This is a genomic window from Streptomyces sp. NPDC001770 (genome assembly GCF_053596135.1).
The window spans coordinates 1-17,858 of sequence record NZ_JBSFFN010000074.1; the positions used below are offsets into that span (position 1 = coordinate 1).

Sequence of the window (17,858 nt, forward strand, 5' to 3'; positions counted from 1 at the left end):
CCGGCGTACTGACGGATCGTCCACGGCTGGTTGACGTACATCGTCGGGTACGGACCCCGCAGGTACGGGGCGATACCCGGGAAGGTGTCGAGGAAGTCCACGCCCTCCAGATCCGCCTCCGTGTACAGCGGCTTGACCGTGATGCCCTCCGGGGTCTCCCAGAGCAGGTCGTCGACCGAGCTGCCGGTCGACTCCTTCACCGCGGCCCGCCAGCGGTCGGCCGGGGGGGCCGGGGGAGTGCCCACGTCCAGTGGGACGGCGGAGAAGTCCGGGACGGGGCTCGCGTGGCTCCCGGCTGCCGAGGGGATCTCGGGGTTCTGCATCACGCCACTCCCAGTCGGTCGAGTACGGAGGAGAGCACGGCGACGGCGTCGCAGCCGGCGAAGACGTAGCCGTCGACCCCGTCCACCTCGCCGGGGCGGCCGGCGAGCAGTACGTGTCCGGCTCCCGCGGCCACCAGCGCCGCGGCCACCCCGGCCGCCTCCCGCTCGTACACCGTGTCGGAGGAGCAGAGGCAGGCGATCCCGGCGCCGGACGCGGCGAACGCGTCGGCCACCGTCGCGGCGTCCACGGTGACGGGACGGTGGACCGCCTCGACGCCGCCCGCCTGGAAGAGGTTCGCGGCGAAGGAGGCCCGGGCGGTGTGCGCCGAGGCGGGGCCGAGAGCCGCCAGGAAGACCTTCGGACGGGCCCCGGTCGCTGCCAGATGGGCGTCCGACCGGCTTCGCAGCGCCTCGAAGGCCTCGTCGCGGCGGACCTTCGGCAGGCCGCCGGACGGGGCGGCGGGTGCCGCCTCGCGCTCCACCGGGCGCTCGTCCAGGTGCGGGAACTCGCTGACCCCCGTCACCGGCTCCTTGCGGCGTGCCAGGTCGCGGGAGCGCTTCTCCCAGGCCGCGGCGAGCCGTTCGGCGACCAGACCCGATCCGGCGGCCGCCTCCAGTCCGCCCGCGCGCTCGATCTCCTGGAAGAACGCCCAGGCGGCGACGGCCAGTTCCTCGGTGAGGCGCTCCACGTACCAGGAGCCGCCCGCCGGATCGACGACCCGGGCCAGGTGCGACTCCTCCATCAGGATGGTCGAGGTGTTCCGTGCGATCCGACGGGCAAAGGCGTCCGGCAGCCCGAGCGCCTCGTCGAAGGGGAGGACCGTCACCGCGTCCGCGCCGCCGACCCCCGCGCCCAGACAGGCCAGCGTCGTGCGGAGCATGTTCACCCACGGGTCGCGCCGCGTCATCATCACCGACGAGGTCACCGCGTGCTGCCGCTGGGCACCCGCGCCGGGCGCACCGCAGGCCTGCGCGACCCGCGCCCACAGCCGGCGCGCGGCCCGCAGCTTGGCGATCGTCAGGAACTGGTCGGCGGTCGCCGCGTAACGGAACTCCAGCTGTGAACAGGCCGCCTCGACGGACAGACCTGCGGCGGTCAGCGCCCGGAGGTACGCCACCCCGGTGGCGAGCGAGAGGCCCAGCTCCTGGGCCACGCCGCCACCGGCCTCGTGGTAGGGCAGCGCGTCCACGCTCAGCGCCCGCAGCCCCGGATACTCCCCGGCGCACCGCGCGGCCCACTCGACGGCGGTGGTCAGATCGGGCGTGTCGCCCGTACGGGCCGACCCGCCCAGCGGATCGATGCCGAGGCCGCCGCGTACGGCCTCCGGGGCGACCCCCCGGTCCGCGTACAGCCGTACCAGCTCCGCCGCCGCCGCGCCGGAGTCGTCCCCGGCGTCGAGGGCCAGTGGCGCGAGATCGAGGAGGACGCCGTCCAGCGCCCGGTCCAGCCCGGAGACCGGTACACCGCCGGGGCCACCGACACCGAGCCAGAGCGAGGTGACGCCGTTCTCCAGATCGGCGAGCAGCGCCTCGTTCAGCCGGACCGGATCGGTCAGCGCGTGGCGCTGCCGTACGTCCCAGCCGCCCGCCGCGTTCCCGGCGGGTCCGCCACCCCGGGTGAAGGGCGCGAAACCGGGCAGACCGGCCGGGGGCGCGCTGTTGCGGGAGGTGTACAGGGGGCGGGTGGTGAGCCCGTCCTCCAGCGTCGTGGACAGGGCTTCCAGCGCGGCCTCACCCGTGACGTCCTTGCCCGACTTGCGTAGCACACCCTCGACGAGGGTCTGCCACTGCTCCGGGGAGGCGTCAGCGAACTCGGCGGCCAGGGGGAGCCCGTCAGCGGGCAGGACCGTCATGCCCAGATGCTAGGGCAGTTCGGTGGGGGACCAGCAGAGGATGTCGCTGTGACCTATCCCTCTCCGGTGCGCATCCGGGCACGCACGGAGCGTGCCGCGGGGCGGCAGGGGGCGGCTGCGGGTTTGACCGGGGGCCGGGGGGCGCCGGGTGGGGCGTCCCGGTCCGCGGAGGAGGTCACGTCCGTCGTCGTCAAGGGGCAGGTCGCCGGGGCCGGAGAGCGTCAGAGATCCTTGACGAAGACTGCGGACCCGTAGGTGTGAGGGTCAGCCTGCTCGGCCGGGAATCCCGCCGAGACGAGGATCTCCAGCAGGGCGCCCCGCATGGAGGCGTGGACGGTCTCGTAGTGGCGGATCGCGTCGGGCAGGGCCGACGGATCGACTCCGGCCGTCAGAAGGTCCACGGCGGACTCGGTCAGTTCCGCCGCCGTGTTCCATTCGACCAGCACACCGCCGACCGCGAGAGGGTCCACGTGGACCTCCGCCCCGTCCCTGTCCTCGACATCGCCTCCGACGTCTCCCCGGTGCACGGGAATCCCGGCCAGGGCCAGGGCCCGGCACACCTCGTCGGCCCGCGCGTCCCGCCGGGCGACCACCTCCGGAGGGGCTTTCGTCGGCGGGTCGAATCCGTGCTCGGTCACGCGCGTCTCACTCCTCCTCCTGCGGCCCGCCGGCCATGGAGCGAGCCGCGCCTCCGATGGGCGTGGCCGAAGGGTAGCGGTCCGGCCGATTTCCTCGGCTCCTGTGCAGACGGGCACTCCGCCGGCATCCACCGGATCATGGATCTTCATTCCTTCATTCGATCGGGTGATTCGGCCTGTGCCCGGATCGGGGCCTGGGATTCCGCCGCCGCCGGCGAACCGGGTGTGGGCCTGACGTGGGTGGGGCGTGTGCGGGGTCCGGCGGTGCGGGACCCGGCCCACGGGCGGCTCGGCGGGTGCGCCGACCACCTTGCACCGGAGGCCCGTACGGGCCGCGTTCCCGGCGTCGAAGGGCCGGTCCGCCCCGGCATTCTCCGTTGTCGAATCACCCCTGACATGCGACGTTGATACTTAAATGCGTAAAACGTCGGGAAAGAGGCAGTTCATCGTGCAGACCGCCCGGGCCGTCCCGGCCACCACCGTCGTCAATCTGCGGGATCTGGGCGGCATCGCCCTGGGTCACGGCCAGCGGGTGCGGCAGGGCATCCTCCTGCGTTCGGGCCAGCTGAGCGAACTCGATCCGGAGCACGACCTGGCGGTCGCGGCCCTCGGTGTCCGTACGGTCGTCGACCTGCGGACCGCCGACGAACGCCACTGGGCCCCGGACCGGCTGCCCCCGAGAGCCAGACTCTTCGTCGCCGACGTGCTGGGCGGCAACCCGGGGGTCGCCCCGGCCCGGCTCAGGGCCCTGCTCGCCGATCCGGCCGCCGCCGAGGAGGCGTTGGGCGGGGGCAGGGCGGAGGAGGTGTTCGCGCAGACGTACCGCCAGATGGTGCTCTCCCCGGGAGCGGCGGCTGCCTACCGCGCCTTCCTGGAGACGGCGGCCGACGCGTCGGCCCGGCCGGTGCTCTTCCACTGCACGGCGGGGAAGGACCGCACGGGCTGGGCCACCGCGGTGCTGCTGATGGTCCTGGGGGCGTCCCGGGAGACCGTCCGGGCCGAGTTCCTCGCGGTCAACCCCGCCGTGCGTCTCGCCTTCGCCCCCTCCGTGCAGCGCTTCCTCGACGCGGGAGGCGATCCGGCCATCGCCTCCGCCGTCATCGAGGCGCGGCCCCACTACCTCGACGTGGCGCTGGACGCGATGGAGGAGCGGTGGGGCGGGCTCGACGGCTATGTGCGCAGCGGGCTGCGACTGCCGGAGCCGGTGGTGGAGCGGCTGCGCCAGGAGCTGACCGTCCCTGTCGGCGTACCGGTCTAGGCGGTCGCGCTCGGCGTCCGGGGGTCTGCCCGTGTGCGCTGCTCGGCGGCGATCGTGCAGGCGGCGCGTACCAGGGCGGCGACGGCCGGTGAACGGGCCTCCTGGGGCCATGCGACGGCCAGGGTGCAGTCGGGCAGGTCGATGACCGGCCGGTAGGCGACCCCGGGGCGCGGGTTGCGCCGGGCGACCGAGGCGGGTGCGAAGAACACGGTGCTGCCCGTTTCGACGAGGTTGAAGATCTCCGACAAGTTGGAGGCTGAACTCGTCGCCCCGGGCCGGTGCGGCGCGGTGCGGCCCGCGTTGGCCGGCGCACCGCCTGGGAGGTTCCGGCCGGCCAGGTCCGCCAGGCGCAGTCGGGTCCGGGCGGCCAGCGGGTCGGTGGCCGCCATGGCGACCAGGACCGGCTCGGTGATCAGCGGCTCGCTGTCCAGCCCGCGGTCGTCCATGGGGCAGAGCACGAGCGCTACGTCGGCCAGACCGTCGCGGAGTGCCTGGGGTTGTTCCCCGAACCCTCCGAGGACCAGTTCGGGAGGCAGGGCGGCGGGATCGGTGCTGTAGGCGTCCAGGATCCGCGGCAGGAGGCCGCCGTCGATGTCGGCCTTGAGCGCGATGCGCAGCCGGGGCGAGGCGCTGCCCGCGTGCCGAGTGCGGTGAGCGGCTGCGGTGACCGCCTCCAGGGCCATTCCGGCGTCGCGCAGCAGGACCTCTCCCGCGCCGGTGAGTCCTACCTGCCGGGTGGTCCGCTCGAACAGCGTCACGCCGAGCTGCCGCTCCAGCTCCCGGATGGCGCGGGACAGCGGGGGCTGCGCCATGCCCAGCCGGGCGGCGGCACGCCCGAAGTGCAGCTCCTCCGCGACCGCGACGAAGTAGCGGAGCTGCCGCACCTCCAGTTCACTCATATCGCCAGGGTATCAATCACGATCGGATTGGTCCTTCACCCGCGCCGTTGCTCCGCGTTCACTCGAAAGTGACCAACCGGCGCCCCTGAGGATCGCCGCCCACCGCCACGCATGGAGGCACTCATGATCGTCATCACTACGCCGACCGGTGACATCGGCCGACAGGTCCTGGACCGCGTTCTGGACTGCGGAGAGCCGGTCCGGGTGATCGTCCGCGACCCCTCCCGCCTCCCGGAGCACGTGCGTGCGCGGGTCGAGGTGGTGGAGGGCTCCCACGCCGACGGGGATACGACCGCGAGGGCGCTGGAGGGAGCCGACCGGCTGTTCTGGCTCGTGCCCCCGGCCGGTTTCCGTGACGCCGGCCCCGCCGGGCGCTACTACCTGGACTTCACCCGCGCCACGGCCCAGCAGGCCGCGAGCCGGGGCGTACGGATGGTGCACGTCACCTCGCTGGGCCACGGCTACCGGGACGAGGCCGGACTCCTGTCGGCCGCGCTCGACATGGACGAGCTGATCGCGAGTACCGGCGTGCGGTACCGCGCCCTGGCACTGCCGTTCTTCATGGAGAACCTGCTCCGTCAGATCCAGCCGATCACGGAGCAGGGGGTCTTCTCCATGGCGAACAACGCTGACCGGCCGCTGCTGACCGTCGCCACCCGGGACGTGGCTGCCACGGCGGCAGCGCTCCTGCTGGACACCGCCTGGAGCGGACAGGCCCGCGTTCCGGTGGTCAGCCCCGACAGCCTGACCCCCGACGCCATGGCCGAGATCATCTCCGAGACCCTGGGCCGCACGGTGCGCTACCAGCAGATCCCGCTCGCGGACTTCCGGGCCGGCATGGTGCAGCACGGCGCGAGCCCGGCGCTGGCCCAGGACATGGCCGACATGGTCAGTGCCCAGAACAACGGAATCTACGACGCCGAACCCCGCGACCGGGCCGCCGCCACCGGATTCCGTCAGTGGTGCCAGGACATCCTCGAGCCGGCCCTCCCCTCCTGACCGGCGGGCCGGTCGGTGGCCGGCGCAGCCGCCGGCTCCGAGGAGAGCGGCCCCGCCACGGCGTACGCGCAGGCTCCGCCGCGTACGTCGGTCCGATCCTGGCCATGCCCACGCACCTGCAACCACCACCGATGCCGCACCGCACGCGACGGTCAACGGGGTGCGACCGAGATACGGGCCGAAGGGGCAAGGGGATGGTTTCGAGGCCCCGATCTGCCCGGACGTGCGTGCGGCGGCGTGCGACGGCGTGTCGGGTGGGCCGAGTCGACTACGGGGCGGGCGGGGTCGCTCCGGGAACTCCAGGGACTTCAGGGACTTCAGGAACCCCAGGAACCCCAGGAACCCAGGAACTCCAGGAACTCCAGGGACTCCACGGGGCGGACAGAGGTGTGGCGGGAGCGGGCCGGTGGCATCGGGGTCCAGGTGCCGTCCTCCGCGTCGGTGCGCTGTGACGTAGCCGCTGAAGCGTCCAGCCGTCCAGATCTACGGGCCTGGCGCCAGCATGCCTGCCGGGGTCATGCCCCCCGATCCTCCGTCACGGGCAGGCACTCGGTGAGCAGGTCGACGACGTCGCGCCAGGCTCGCTGCGCGTGCTGTGGGTGGTAGCCGACGCCGGGGACCACGGGGTGGTCGACCGGTGGGTGGTGGAAGGCGTGCAAGGCGCCGCCGTAGACCGTGAGGCGCCAGTCGACGCCCGCGGCCTGCATCTCAGCGGTGAACGCGTTCCGTTGGGCCGGCGGCATGATCGGATCTTCCGACCCGACCCCGGCCCACACCGGGCAGCGAATGCGCGCTGCCTCGTCAGGCCGGCCCGTGGTCAGTGCGTTGACCGTCCCGATCGCGCGCAGGCTGACGCCGTCGCGCCCGAGTTCCAGCCCGACGGCGCCCCCGGTGCCGTAGCCGACGGCGGCGATCCGGTCGGGGGCGGTCCGCGGTTCGGCGCGCAACACGTCGAGTGCCGCATGTCCGATGCCCCGCATCCGCCCGGGATCAGCGAGCAACGGCAGGCAACGGGCCAGCATCTCTTCCGGGTCGCCCAGATAGCGCCCGCCGTGAAGGTCGAAGGCCAGCGCTACGTATCCCAGCTCGGCGAGAGCATCGGCCCGGCGGCGCTCGACGTCGCTGAGCCCCATGCCCTCCGGTCCGAGCAGCACAGCGGGCCGGCGGCCGACACCGGCCGGGAGCGCGAGGTGCCCGATCATCGTCAGACCGTCGGCCGGATACTCGACCGTACGCGTCCCAATCGTCGTCATGGGACCGGACTGTAGTGATCGTCGAGCCCGCTCCGGCCGGTGTTCTGCCGCCGGCAGAACAGCGCGGGCATCCCTCGGACATACGGCGAGGGCTCACGGGCCGACGTGCCCGGTCAGGTACGGCGGGATGCGCGCCAGGTTCTCAGCCGTGCCGACAACCCTGCGGGTCGGTACGTCTCCACGCCGTGGTGCGCGGACGGGGAACGCCCCAGCGGCCGGGAGGCACGCGGACGTGTGTCCGTGTGCCTCCCGGCCGCTCGTGTTCCGGGGGCCCGGTGTTCGGGCCCCCGGGCTCCGGGCCCCAGTGGGCGGACCCGGGCGGGTCAGACCGCCAGTAGCCGGTCGGTGAGGTCGCGGTAGTGCTGGAGCACGATCCGCAGCTCCTCCGTCCGCTCGCCGTTCCGCCCGTCCGCGTCGTCCGCCCGCTCCGCGCTGCGCAGTGCGGTGCTCCGCTCGGTGAGTGCCTTGACCAGGTTCTGGGTCACCGCGTCGAGGGTTTCGCCGGCCTCCCGGACTGCGCGCCGCGGGTCCTCGACGAAGTCGCTGACCGCGTGCCGCATGCGCCGCTCCAGCTCGTCGTGGTCCGTTTCCCCGAGCAGGGCCCCGTCGTGGTCACGGCCGTTCACGGCCGACCCGGAGGTGCGGGAGGTGGCGCTTGTGCCGAGGGTGTCCCGGTGCGTTCCGGCGTGGTCCGTACGGTCCGTGCCCTCCGTACGACCCGCGCGGTCCGTGCCCTCCGCACGATCCGTGCGGTCCGTACCCTCCGTACGGACCGTGCTGTTCGAGCGGTCCGCGGGGGTCGCGTGGTCCGCGTCCCGCTTCGCGCCGAGGGCGCCGGTGCGGTCGGTGTCCGCCGCGTCCGTCGTACCCGTACGGCCGGCCGTACGGTCGGCGCGATCCGCCGCGAGGTTCCGGTCGGCGCGGTCGGCGGGGTCGCCGGCGGTCCTGGGGGAGCGGGCGGGCTTGGGGCCCGCGGCGCTCTCCGGAACGGCGGTGGTGGCGGAGGTCTCGGGGACCGTCGTCCGCGTCCGGTCGTCCGTGCGACGGGTGTCCGTCGCCCGGCCGGACCGTTCACCGTCGGTCCGCTCGCCGTTGATCCGCTCATCGTTCGTAGAAGATCCGTACGTCATGACGTCACACTTCCCTTCGCATGGTGCTGCTTGTTCATGTCCGTGGTCCGGCCTCGTTCGGCCGGTTCAGCCGTCCGCTTCCCGAGCAGAGTGTCGAAGAGCGCGTGGGCCTCGACGAGGGCCTGGCGCAGCTCCTCGGTGCCGCCCGATCCGTCGCGCGCCGTGTGCACGCGGCGGTAGGCGTCGACCTGCGTGGCGTGGTGGACCGAAAGGGCCTCCGCGCGGTCCTCGAAACTGCCCGCCTCCGGGAAACCGCGCTCCCGGGAGAGCTCGTCGAGAAGGTCACCGGCCTCCGCGACCGCGTCCTCGGGAGCATCGACGAACCGTTCCTGCACCCGGGTCCAGCGCGCGGTGTACCGCTCCCGAGCCTCGGCCGGCAGCGGCCGCTCGCTGATCGACCCGTGCCGCTTCACCCGCTCTTCGAGCTCCTGCTCGGCGAGCTTGGTGTCGCCCTGGTGGTGGGCGAGCACCCGGTCGTACTCGGGTCCGAAACGGCGCTTCAATCCGGCTCCGCCGGTCGCCCGTCCGCGCAGAAGGAACCAACCGGCGATCGCCGCGAGGACGACGACACCGACGATGATCAGTACGGTCGTCATGATCGACGCTCCCCCCGTTCGCTGTCCGGTACACAGTTCTCTCGCACAGTGGTCAACTCCCTCCGGTCCGGGCTCCGGCCGGTTGATCCGGCCGAGCGGGGTGCGTGAAGTCGTGTACCCCCGACCAGCAGTTCGAGACAGCACGGTTCCGACAGAGATGCCCCAGGTACCGTGGAAGGGTCCTGGCCGGAGCAAGGAAGAGGTGTCCCGTGACCGATCGGAAGCCCCCTGGCGTCAGTTTCGATTCATGGGTGGACCGCCAGATCCACGAGGCCGAGCAGCGTGGCGACTTCGCCTCCCTGCCGGGCTTCGGCAAGCCGCTTCCCGGGCTGGGACGCACTTACGACGAGGACTGGTGGATCAAGGAGAAGATGCAGCGCGAAGGACTCTCAGCCCTGCCGCCCGCCCTCGCCCTGCGCAAGGAGGCGGAGGACGTCCGTCGCGCGATCACCGAAGCGGTCTCCGAACGCCAGGTGCGGGAACTGCTCGACGCGATCAACGAGAAGATCGACGAGGCCGTACGGATGCCCCCGCCCGGCCCGCCGCTCAACCTCGGGCGCTTCGACGTCGGGAAGGCGGTCGAGGAATGGCGCGCGGCACGGGCGGAGCGCCAGGAACGGTCCGCCTGAGCCGGTCACCCGGGCGGTGACGTCGCACGGGAGGAGGCTCACGGCAGCGGCAGCGGCAGCGGCAGCGGCAGCGGCGAAGCGCCGAAGAAGCGACGAGGAAGCGCCGAAGAACGGGGAGTTCGCGGACATGCTCGACCTGCGCAAGTTACGGGTGCTCCGGGAACTGAGCCGGCTCGGCACCATCGCCGCGGCGGCCCAGGCACTGCACCTCACGCCCCAGGCCGTCTCCCAGCAGATCGCAGCCCTGGGCAAGGAGTTGGGCGTACGGCTGACCGAGCCCGCCGGGCGGCGGCTGCGGCTCACCCCCGCCGCCCGGATCGTGCTGCGCCACGCCGACACCCTGTTCGAGCAGGTCGAGCAGATGCGGGCCGAACTGACCGCGCACCACGGTGGCGCGTGCGGGCAGGTGGCGGTTGCCGGATTCTCCACCACCCTGTCGGCGCTCATCCTGCCCGCGGTCGCTCGCCTCAAGAAGGAACGGCCGGCACTGCGCCTGGTGCTGGCCGAGGCCGATCCGCCGGAGAGCTTCGCCATGCTGCACCGCGGTGAGACCGACGTGGTGATCTCCGCGGACACCGCGCACAGTCCGGGGGGAGAGGGCACCCGTTTCCACCGGGAGCCGCTGTGTGTGGACCCGTTCGACGTGGCGCTGCCGGAAGGCCACCCGCTGGCCGACCGGTCCGGACTGCGGCTCGCGGACCTGGCGGACGAGGCGTGGATCTTCGCGACCACCGGGATGTGTCACGACATCGGCGTCGCCGCCTGCACGGCCGCCGGCTTCAGCCCCCGGGAGTCCCATGCCATCGGTGACTGGGAGGCCACCCTGTCCGCCGTCCGGCTCGGCCTCGGTGTCGCCCTGCTGCCCCGGCTGGCCCGCCCCGCTCCCCGTCCCGGAGTCGTCGTACGGGCCTTCGCGCAGGCGCCGCCCAGCCGCCGGGTGTTCGCCGCGGTCCGTGAGGGCAGCCGGACCGCGCCGGAGATCGCCGCCGTCCTGGAAGCGCTGCGCGAGGCCGCCACCGGGGCGGTGCGCGGCCGGAGCCGTGTCACGGAGGTGGGGTCGGCCGCCTGACCATCCATATTTTCTGGACGGTACCCGCCGTCAGACGTGGATGGACCTCCGGGGAACGGAATGCCAAGGTCGGAGCCGGTTCATTCCCCGGCGCATCCCGCCGGTCCATCCGACACCTTCCGTCCCGGAGGCGGGCATTCCCATGTCCAGAGCAACGTACGCGCGGCTCGCCGCACTGAGCCTGATCTGGGGCTCGGTCTTTCTGTGGATCAAGATTTCCGGCTATGGATTCTCTCCCGTCCAGATGGTGTTCGTCCGGCTGGCACTCGGCGCCGCCGTGGTCCTCGCGATCGCCCGGGCCAAGGGACTCCGCCTCCCCAGGAGCGCCTCGTACTGGGGCCACATCACGGTGGCGGCGCTGCTGGGCAACGCCGTCCCCTGGACCCTGTACGCCGAGGGCGAGCGCACCGGCTCCAGCGGGGTGGCCGCGGTGGTCAATGGAAGCGCACCGATCTGGACCCTGGCCGCCACCCTGCTGCTGGCCGCGGAGAAGCGCGTCACCGGCGCCAAGGCGGCCGGCGTACTGCTCGGTCTGGCCGGGACCGCCCTGATCGCCTCCCCGTGGAACGGGTCCGGCACGGGCGGCGGGGGAAGCGTCCTCTGCTTCCTGCTCGGCTCCGTCAGCTTCGGGGCGAGCTTCGCCTACATGGGCAGGTTCCTGGTGGGACGGGGCATTCCCCCGCTGGTGCTGGCCGGCGGCCAACTCGCCGTCGCCACCGGCATCCTGCTCCTCGCCCTCCCCTTCCTGGGGCTGCGGGCCGTCGACTGGCGCACCGACTCGGTGATCTCCGTGATCATTCTGGGAGTGGTGTGCACCGGGGCCGCCGCTCTGCTCAACTTCGAGCTGATCATCAAGGACGGCGCGACCGTCGCTTCGACCGTCACCTATCTGATGACCGCCGTCGCCGTCGTTCTCGGCGCCCTGGTCCTGGACGAACCTCTGGGCTGGACCGTCTGGGCGGGCGCCGCGGCCGTCCTGGCCGCCACCGGCCTCCTGCGCCGGAAGCCCCGGGACCGCACCGAGCCGGCGGAGGCCGCCGTACCGCACGTCGGCGGCGCCGCCGTGGAACCGTAGCCGCCCGGCGGGGACGGTCACCGCCCCGCGCGGCCTTGCCGGTTCCCGCGGTCCCCGCAACGCCCGGCTCTATGGGGAGTTGCGGGGACCGGGGACTCCGAGGTGCTGAAGGCAGGCCTCTTCCGACGCACCGGACAGGGAGCACGGATGCTCACAGATTGTGGGACGTCAGGGTGTGGTGCCCCGAAGGAACGCCCTCGACACGGATGTTCGTGCCGTCGTTCGTGACATGGGCACCGCCCATCGCTCGCCTGCCGTTCCAGACCGTGCGGCCGTCGAGCTGGACCGACACTGCTTGATGCCCGGCTCTCCTGCGAGGTCGGCCTTCTCCCAGAAGGTTCCACCGGGATCCTGGCTCAGCTGGTATCCCCAGAACGTGCGCATCAGCTGCAGTGCCTCCCGCTGCCGGCCGCCTGCGGGATCGGGGACGCTCAGCCGTGCGTCGACCTCGAATCCGCTGGGCAGCGGCTCGTACGAGGGGCTGATGGAAGCGTTCGGGGTACTGGGCGAGACGGTCAGCGCACCGTAGGTGCTCCAGTTGTTCCGCCGCAGGCAGTCCATGGCGCGGATCGACCGGTCGGCGTCCGCGAGGCCGGCGAGGACGGCCGTGGCGCTGGCGTCCTGCGGGTACGCGTCGGTGATTTCACGCGAGAGCCGGTAGGCGCCGGTGACGGCATCCCAGAGCTGGGCGTTGACGGCCCTGGCGACCTCGGTGGCGCGGGCGGCGCAGACACCGGCCCCCGCGGTGTCGCCGAGGGCGGTGGCCAGAGAGGCCATGTCGTCCAGGTTCCGCTTGTACAGGGCGTCGACATAGGTCTCGTGACCGCAGTCGCTGTAGCCGTAGTGACCGCAGGACCCGGCGTTCCCGAAAGCGATCAGCCCCTGCGGGTCCTCGGCGCGCACCGACTCCGGCCAGTCGGCCGCCCGGACCAACTGAGGCCACCACGTGGTCAGATACGCCGTGTCACCGGTGTGCAGCCAGTGCTCGTAGGGGTTGCGGATGAACCAGGTGACGTACTCGCCGTAGGCGGTGATCTCGTCCTGGTTGTGCTGCCCCACCAGGCTCGCGGCGGGCAGGAAGCCGTTGGGCAGCTGCTGGGAGGCCAGGGAGGACAGGGAGTTGTCGACCGCGCGCACGTCGTGGGTGCTGAGACAGGTCACCGGAGCCTGTACGGCGAGATCGCCCTGCCGGACGATGCGGTCCCGCTTCGCCCCGTCGAGGATCACCTCCTCGCCGGGGCGGACGCCGGGCACCTGGGCGTCGGCGCTGTCGGCCTCTCCCGTCCCGTACGGCCAGCTCTTGGCGGTGCCGGAGTTCCAGGTGTCCATCTGGACCGTGTAGGCGCCCGCGTACCAGATCTTGTTGAGTTCGTCGTCGCTGGAGAGGAACCAGCCCTGGTAATCGCCGGGGTCGGTCTGCCGGGGCGCCGCGCCGAAGTCGAGCGACACCTGGCCGAGGCCGACCCAGCCCGCCCCGTCGAGGAAGAGGGTCGCGTACCGGAAACCGCCGCGCGTCCGGCCGTCCGACAGCACCGACGGCAGCCCGTCCGGGTCGATGACGAGCGAGTGGCTGTCCGTGTCGTAGGTGTACGGCAGGCCGGGGTAGCCGTTCCAGATGTTCGCGGTGTCGCAGCCGGGCGCCACCGCGTCCTCCCCACCGTTGGGCTGCGCCGCAGTGGCCGCGAACTGCCGGGACTCGCTGAAACACACGTGCAGCGTGGGCGGGGTGGGGGAGGCGCCGGTCACCCGTATCCGGATCCTGCCGCCGGCCTCCCTGCCGAAGTCGAGTCACCAGGGGGGAGCGGGTGCGGTCACCCGTGCTGATCAGCCGCAAGGGGGCGGCGGTCCCGCCGAGCAGCGCCTCGGGGTCTCCCTGGGCGGAGCCGCCGCGCGCGGCGACCGCCGACACGGAGACGTCCGCGCGGGCACCCGGCGGCCACGGTCCGTCCGGGGCCCGGGCGATACTGCTCCCATGGACGCACGGAGCACCGACCCGGATGAGGTGCGGATCAGACGGGCCGTCGCCAAGGACGCCAGGCGGCTGACCCGACTGGTCCGGACCTCACGGGCGTACGAGGGCCACTGGGCGCCCATGGTCGAGGGATACCGCGTCGGACCCGACTACATCGAGGCCCACCGGGTCTTCGTCGCGGTCGACGGACCCGACGGTCCGGTGCTGGGCTTCTACTCGCTCGTACTCGACCCCGCTCCCGGTTCGCATCCGCACGAGCCCGAGGGCCCCGGCGGAACCACCGGCGAGCTCGACCTCATGTTCGTCGCCGACGGCGCCCAGGGGCGGGGGATCGGCCGGTGTCTGATCGCGCATCTGCGCGAAGAGGCCCGCCGCGCCGGTCTCGACGCCGTCCGGGTGGTCTCCCACCCGCCCTCCGAGGGCTTCTACCGCAGCGTCGGCGCCGAACGTACTGGCACCGCACCCGCGACCCCGCCGTACGTGATGTGGGACCGGCCCGAACTGATGCTCCCCATCGCCTGAGCGGTGCCCGCCTGGGAGAGTGAACCCGGGGGTGGCACATGAAGCGTCGAACGGCCTGGTGGCCCGCTCGTGACCGGAAGACCGCACCACCGGAGGACACGTCCGCGTCGGAGGAGCTGCTCTTCGGCGGACCGCTCCGCTACGACATGGGATTCAGCAGGCACGACGACGCGGTGCTCCAGCTCGACCTGCGCTCGATGGTCCGCCGGATGCCGTATCTGCTGCTCTCGACCGTCCGGCTGGCCCGGGAGGCCGACCCGGGGGCGCTGCGCCTGGTGGCGTTCGCCGAGATCGGCCGGGGCGCGGTCCAGGCGGTCGCCCTGGTCGCCGTCAACAAGGTCCTCGCCCGTCTCCTGGAGAGCGGTGACACCGCCGACCGGCTCCGGGCCGCCGCCCCCGCGCTCGTGGTGGTGGCCCTGGCCGCGCTGGCGGGAGCGCTGCTGCGGGCAGCGTCGACCGCCGGCACCGGACGCCTCGAACCGAAGGTCGAACGCGTCGCGACCGAGCGCTACCTCGCCCGGACCGCCGAGGTGGAACTGGAGGCGGTCGAGGACGAGGAGTTCCACAAGCTGCTGGACAGCGCCCAGTACGGTGCGACTTCGGCCCGTCGCATGATCGGCTACTGCACCAACGTCATCAACGCGCTGATGTCCCTGGTCGCGGCGGCGGGCGTGCTCGCCACGCTCCACCCGGTGCTGCTGCCCCTGCTCGTCGCCATGACCGTGCCCAGCGCGTGGGCGGCGCTGACGGTGGCGCGCCGCCGGTACCTCTCCTTCCACGCCTGGGTGCAGCACGCCCGCGCGTCGAACCTGATCAGCCGTCTGCTGATCGACACCCAGGCCGCCCCCGAGGTGCGGGTCCACCACGTCGGCCCGTTCCTGCTGCGGCACTTCCGCGCCATGTCGGAGAGCTCGGAGAAGGAGCAGACCCGGCTCGCCGGGCTCGCCGCCCGGACGGGGCTGATCGCGGCCGGCTGGACCGGGCTCGCGACCGTCGCCGCCTACGCCACGCTCGGCGGCCTGCTCTGGACGGGGACGATGGCGCTCTCCGTGGGCGGGACGGCCGTTCTCGCGATCCGCACCGGCTCCTCCAGCCTCGACAGCCTCGTGCTCCAGGTGAACTCCCTGCACGAGGAGTCGCTCTTCGTCGGCGACCTGGACCGGCTCTGCGAGGAGGCGGTGCACCGCGCGATCCCGGTCGGCGGAGCGCCGCTGCCCGAGAACCCCGCCCACATCCGGTTCGAGGACGTCACCTTCACCTATCCGGGCAAGGACAACGGCCCGGCCCTCGAAAACCTCAGCCTCACCCTCACCACCGGCCGGATCGTGGCGCTGGTGGGAGAGAACGGCAGCGGGAAGTCCACGCTGGTCAAGCTGTTGTGCGGGCTGTACCAGCCGGACTCCGGCCGCATCCTCTGGGACGGCGTCGACGCCCGCGAGGCCGACCGGCAGGAGCTCGTGTCGAGGGTCGCCGTGGTCGGCCAGGACTTCTACCAGTGGCCCTTCACCGCCGCCGCGAACGTCGGGATCGGCCGCACCGACGAGCCCTTCGACACCGCACGCCTCGAACGCTCCGCCGCCTACGCCGGGGCCGACCGGCTGATCGAGGGGCTCCCGCGCGGCTGGCGGACCCTGCTCGCGCGGGGCTACAAGGGCGGCCACCAGCTCTCCGGGGGCCAGTGGCAGCGCATCGGCATCGCGCGGGCCCACTACCGGGGCGGCGAGGTCCTGGTCGTGGACGAGCCGACGAGCGCCCTCGACGCCAGGGCCGAACAGCAGCTCTTCGAGCAGATCCGCAGCCTCGCCGACACCGGCCAGACCGTCGTCCTCATCACCCACCGGCTCGGCAGCGTACGGGCCGCCGACGAGATCCACGTACTGGAGGGCGGCAAGGTCGTGGAGAGCGGGTCCTTCGACGCGCTGATGTCGGTCGACCACCCCGGCCCGGGGACGTTCCGCGCCCTGTACGGGATCCAGGCCGCCCAGTACGGGGTGACCGCCGCCGAGGTCCCCGTGGCCCGGACGGCCCCCGCCGATCTCGCGGGCCCGCACCCCTGACGCGTTCCCCCACGGCCGCCCTACGCCCGCCGGAGGGGGCCCGGCGAGCGGGCCTGCGACGGTATGACCATCCCAGGATTCACCAGTACGAGGGAGGGGAAGGCGTAGGTCTCCGGCCGGAGGGATCACCCCGGCCGGGCCTGTCGACGAGGGGAGAACTACGGTGGCGGTCGCTCGGGACGACGGACGGCAGGAGAGCCCGGAGGAGCGCGCGGACCGGCAGTGGGGGGAGTTGCTGCAGGAGCTCCGCGTCGCGCAGACCGGTGTGCAGATCCTGTTCGGATTCCTGCTCGCCGTGGTCTTCCAGCCGCGCTTCGCCGAGCTGGCCGACCCCGACCGGGTCATCTACGTCGTCACGGTGATACTGGGCTCCTCGACGGCCGCGGCCCTCATCGGCCCCGTGTCCTACCACCGGCTGCTCTCCGGCCGCCGGATGAAGCCGCAGACCGTCGCCTGGGCGGCGCGGCTGACGATACTCGGGCTCGTTCTGCTGTTCTGCACCATGTGCAGCGCGCTGCTGCTCATCCTGCGGGTGGCACTCCACAATCAGCTGGCGCTCTGGCTCGTCGCCGGAATGGCGCTGTGGTTCGCCGTCTGCTGGTTCGTCTTCCCCCTGTGGGCGATCGCCCGCGACAACCGGCAGGAGGCCAACCCGTCCGCATCCTGAGCGGCCCCCACACCGCCCGGAGGCGCCGCCCGACCGCGCTCAGGTCAGGCCGGCCTCCGGGCTGCTGGCGTCCGTGACGCCGAAGACCGCCCCGTCGGGGTCGCGCACCACCGCCTCGGTGCCGCCGCGGACCTCGTCGATGGCGATGACCGTGCCGCCGGCGCGGCGAACCGCCTCCGCCGTCTCGGCCACTTCCTCCACCAGGAACTGCACCTGCCAGTGGGGGCGCAGGACCGGATCGGGTGAGGCCTCCACCGCGCCGGAACTGATCCGCGCCAGTGGGCGGCCCTCGAAGCGCACGATGACCTCGTCCTCCTCGTAGGAGACCTCGCAACTGCCGGGCCGGCCGCTGGCCCAGTCGAGTACCCCGCCGTAGAAGATCGCCGCGTCGAAGGCGTTCCGCGTGCGCAGCCGCAGCCAGGCGTACGAGCGGTCCGTGGGCGTGGACCGCGGAGAGGGGGGTGTGAGGCGCTCCCAGAGCCCGAAGACCGCGCCGTCCAGGTCGGACGCCAGAACCCCGCGCCCCTCGTTGAGCGTCAGCGGCCCCACCGCCACCGTCGCGCTGCGCTCGCGGACGCGCCCGGCCGCGACGTCCGCGTCCGGGACGGCGAAGTACGGCAGCCAGGCGACGGCGGTCTGGTACGAGGACGAGACGCCGCCGATGCCCGCCAGCGGCACCCCGCGCAGACGGGCGACGCAGAACTCGGGCCCGAGCTTGCTGGGATGGAAGGTCCAGCCCAGGGCGGCGCCGTAGAAGTGCTGTGCCGCTTCCAGGTCCCGGGTCAGCAGGTTGACCCAGCAGGGTGCCGCCGCGCCGGTCAGCGGCGCGGCGGCGGGGGGCGTACGGGGATCGCTTCCGGTCATCTTCACACTGCCTTCGTCCGGTCGGGCGGGCCGAACATGCCGCCGCCGCGGAGC

17 protein-coding genes are annotated in these 17,858 nt (G+C 72.8%); 8 read left to right on the forward strand and 9 right to left on the reverse strand.

From position 1 onward, the window contains the following. From ACWCSV_RS33890 to ACWCSV_RS33900, 3 genes are all read right to left on the reverse strand, one after another. On the reverse strand, nt 1-323 hold a 323-nt coding region (locus ACWCSV_RS33890), incomplete at its 3' end, for a methylmalonyl-CoA mutase family protein (protein ID WP_451148982.1). Further along, complete coding sequence (locus ACWCSV_RS33895; protein WP_451148984.1) at nt 323-2,176, reverse strand: methylmalonyl-CoA mutase family protein; 1,854 nt, start codon at nt 2,174-2,176, stop codon at nt 323-325. The genes ACWCSV_RS33895 and ACWCSV_RS33890, both read right to left, overlap by 1 nt. A gap of 221 nt (nt 2,177-2,397) precedes the next feature. Next, nucleotides 2,398-2,814, reverse strand: a complete 417-nt coding sequence (locus ACWCSV_RS33900; protein ID WP_451148986.1) for a hypothetical protein — start codon at nt 2,812-2,814, stop codon at nt 2,398-2,400. A 448-nt stretch (nt 2,815-3,262) separates the two neighbouring features. Here ACWCSV_RS33900 and ACWCSV_RS33905 point away from each other — a divergent pair, with 448 nt between their 5' ends. Further along, nucleotides 3,263-4,072 (forward strand): tyrosine-protein phosphatase, encoded by an 810-nt coding sequence (locus ACWCSV_RS33905; RefSeq protein ID WP_451149014.1) that lies wholly within the window; start codon nt 3,263-3,265, stop codon nt 4,070-4,072. On the opposite strand, the gene ACWCSV_RS33910 is transcribed toward ACWCSV_RS33905, so the two are convergent. Beyond that, nucleotides 4,069-4,971, reverse strand: a complete 903-nt coding sequence (locus ACWCSV_RS33910; RefSeq protein ID WP_451148988.1) for a LysR family transcriptional regulator — start codon at nt 4,969-4,971, stop codon at nt 4,069-4,071. The two genes, ACWCSV_RS33905 and ACWCSV_RS33910, sit on opposite strands and share 4 nt — an antisense overlap. A 123-nt stretch (nt 4,972-5,094) precedes the next feature. On the opposite strand from ACWCSV_RS33910, the gene ACWCSV_RS33915 reads away from it, so the two are divergent. After that, nucleotides 5,095-5,970: an NmrA family NAD(P)-binding protein gene (locus ACWCSV_RS33915; protein ID WP_451148990.1), complete on the forward strand. Its 876-nt coding sequence runs from the start codon at nt 5,095-5,097 to the stop codon at nt 5,968-5,970. Nucleotides 5,971-6,485: 515 nt separating this feature from the next. Here ACWCSV_RS33915 and ACWCSV_RS33920 read toward each other — a convergent pair. From ACWCSV_RS33920 to ACWCSV_RS33930, 3 genes are all read right to left on the reverse strand, one after another. Continuing rightward, nucleotides 6,486-7,223: a dienelactone hydrolase family protein gene (locus ACWCSV_RS33920; RefSeq protein WP_451148992.1), complete on the reverse strand. Its 738-nt coding sequence runs from the start codon at nt 7,221-7,223 to the stop codon at nt 6,486-6,488. A gap of 323 nt (nt 7,224-7,546) precedes the next feature. Next, nucleotides 7,547-8,353, reverse strand: a complete 807-nt coding sequence (locus ACWCSV_RS33925; RefSeq protein WP_451148994.1) for a hypothetical protein — start codon at nt 8,351-8,353, stop codon at nt 7,547-7,549. Beyond that, nucleotides 8,350-8,949, reverse strand: a complete 600-nt coding sequence (locus ACWCSV_RS33930) for a hypothetical protein (protein ID WP_451148996.1) — start codon at nt 8,947-8,949, stop codon at nt 8,350-8,352. The genes ACWCSV_RS33925 and ACWCSV_RS33930 overlap by 4 nt, the downstream gene beginning before the upstream one ends. A gap of 209 nt (nt 8,950-9,158) precedes the next feature. Between ACWCSV_RS33930 and ACWCSV_RS33935 the strand changes: the two genes are divergently transcribed. From ACWCSV_RS33935 to ACWCSV_RS33945, 3 genes are all read left to right on the forward strand, one after another. Beyond that, nucleotides 9,159-9,578 carry a DnaJ family domain-containing protein gene (locus ACWCSV_RS33935; RefSeq protein ID WP_451148998.1) on the forward strand — a complete coding sequence of 140 codons (420 nt, stop codon included), beginning with the start codon at nt 9,159-9,161 and terminating at the stop codon, nt 9,576-9,578. 127 nt (nt 9,579-9,705) lie between these two features. Next, on the forward strand, nt 9,706-10,647 hold the full coding sequence (locus ACWCSV_RS33940) for a LysR family transcriptional regulator (protein ID WP_451149000.1): 942 nt from the start codon (nt 9,706-9,708) through the stop codon (nt 10,645-10,647). A gap of 142 nt (nt 10,648-10,789) precedes the next feature. After that, nucleotides 10,790-11,722: a DMT family transporter gene (locus ACWCSV_RS33945; RefSeq protein ID WP_451149002.1), complete on the forward strand. Its 933-nt coding sequence runs from the start codon at nt 10,790-10,792 to the stop codon at nt 11,720-11,722. Between the two features lie 168 nt (nt 11,723-11,890). Here ACWCSV_RS33945 and ACWCSV_RS33950 read toward each other — a convergent pair whose 3' ends face one another. Continuing rightward, complete coding sequence (locus ACWCSV_RS33950; RefSeq protein ID WP_451149004.1) at nt 11,891-13,468, reverse strand: alpha-L-rhamnosidase-related protein; 1,578 nt, start codon at nt 13,466-13,468, stop codon at nt 11,891-11,893. A gap of 226 nt (nt 13,469-13,694) precedes the next feature. On the opposite strand from ACWCSV_RS33950, the gene ACWCSV_RS33955 reads away from it, so the two are divergent. The 3 genes from ACWCSV_RS33955 (at nt 13,695) to ACWCSV_RS33965 (ending at nt 16,940) form a co-directional block, all read left to right on the forward strand. Next, the gene (locus tag ACWCSV_RS33955; RefSeq protein ID WP_451149006.1) at nt 13,695-14,216 is read left to right on the forward strand and encodes a GNAT family N-acetyltransferase; all 522 of its coding nucleotides are present in this window, start codon (nt 13,695-13,697) and stop codon (nt 14,214-14,216) included. 38 nt (nt 14,217-14,254) lie between these two features. Further along, nucleotides 14,255-16,273 (forward strand): ABC transporter ATP-binding protein, encoded by a 2,019-nt coding sequence (locus tag ACWCSV_RS33960; protein WP_451149008.1) that lies wholly within the window; start codon nt 14,255-14,257, stop codon nt 16,271-16,273. Nucleotides 16,274-16,436: 163 nt separating this feature from the next. Next, on the forward strand, nt 16,437-16,940 hold the full coding sequence (locus ACWCSV_RS33965; RefSeq protein WP_451149010.1) for a DUF6328 family protein: 504 nt from the start codon (nt 16,437-16,439) through the stop codon (nt 16,938-16,940). A gap of 39 nt (nt 16,941-16,979) precedes the next feature. Here ACWCSV_RS33965 and ACWCSV_RS33970 read toward each other — a convergent pair whose 3' ends face one another. Beyond that, complete coding sequence (locus tag ACWCSV_RS33970; protein WP_451149012.1) at nt 16,980-17,804, reverse strand: VOC family protein; 825 nt, start codon at nt 17,802-17,804, stop codon at nt 16,980-16,982. Between the last annotated feature and the right edge of the window lie 54 nt (nt 17,805-17,858).

What these genes read in the sequence shown, in the direction of transcription:
- ACWCSV_RS33895 (WP_451148984.1), bottom strand. Translation starts at nt 2,176, where the DNA reads ATGACGGTCCTGCCCGCTGACGGGCTCCCCCTGGCCGCCGAGTTCGCT.
- ACWCSV_RS33910 (WP_451148988.1), bottom strand. Translation starts at nt 4,971, where the DNA reads ATGAGTGAACTGGAGGTGCGGCAGCTCCGCTACTTCGTCGCGGTCGCG.
- ACWCSV_RS33915 (WP_451148990.1), top strand. Translation starts at nt 5,095, where the DNA reads ATGATCGTCATCACTACGCCGACCGGTGACATCGGCCGACAGGTCCTG.
- ACWCSV_RS33920 (WP_451148992.1), bottom strand. Translation starts at nt 7,223, where the DNA reads ATGACGACGATTGGGACGCGTACGGTCGAGTATCCGGCCGACGGTCTG.
- ACWCSV_RS33925 (WP_451148994.1), bottom strand. Translation starts at nt 8,353, where the DNA reads ATGACGTACGGATCTTCTACGAACGATGAGCGGATCAACGGCGAGCGG.
- ACWCSV_RS33930 (WP_451148996.1), bottom strand. Translation starts at nt 8,949, where the DNA reads ATGACGACCGTACTGATCATCGTCGGTGTCGTCGTCCTCGCGGCGATC.
- ACWCSV_RS33940 (WP_451149000.1), top strand. Translation starts at nt 9,706, where the DNA reads ATGCTCGACCTGCGCAAGTTACGGGTGCTCCGGGAACTGAGCCGGCTC.
- ACWCSV_RS33945 (WP_451149002.1), top strand. Translation starts at nt 10,790, where the DNA reads ATGTCCAGAGCAACGTACGCGCGGCTCGCCGCACTGAGCCTGATCTGG.
- ACWCSV_RS33955 (WP_451149006.1), top strand. Translation starts at nt 13,695, where the DNA reads ATGGACGCACGGAGCACCGACCCGGATGAGGTGCGGATCAGACGGGCC.
- ACWCSV_RS33960 (WP_451149008.1), top strand. Translation starts at nt 14,255, where the DNA reads ATGAAGCGTCGAACGGCCTGGTGGCCCGCTCGTGACCGGAAGACCGCA.
- ACWCSV_RS33970 (WP_451149012.1), bottom strand. Translation starts at nt 17,804, where the DNA reads ATGACCGGAAGCGATCCCCGTACGCCCCCCGCCGCCGCGCCGCTGACC.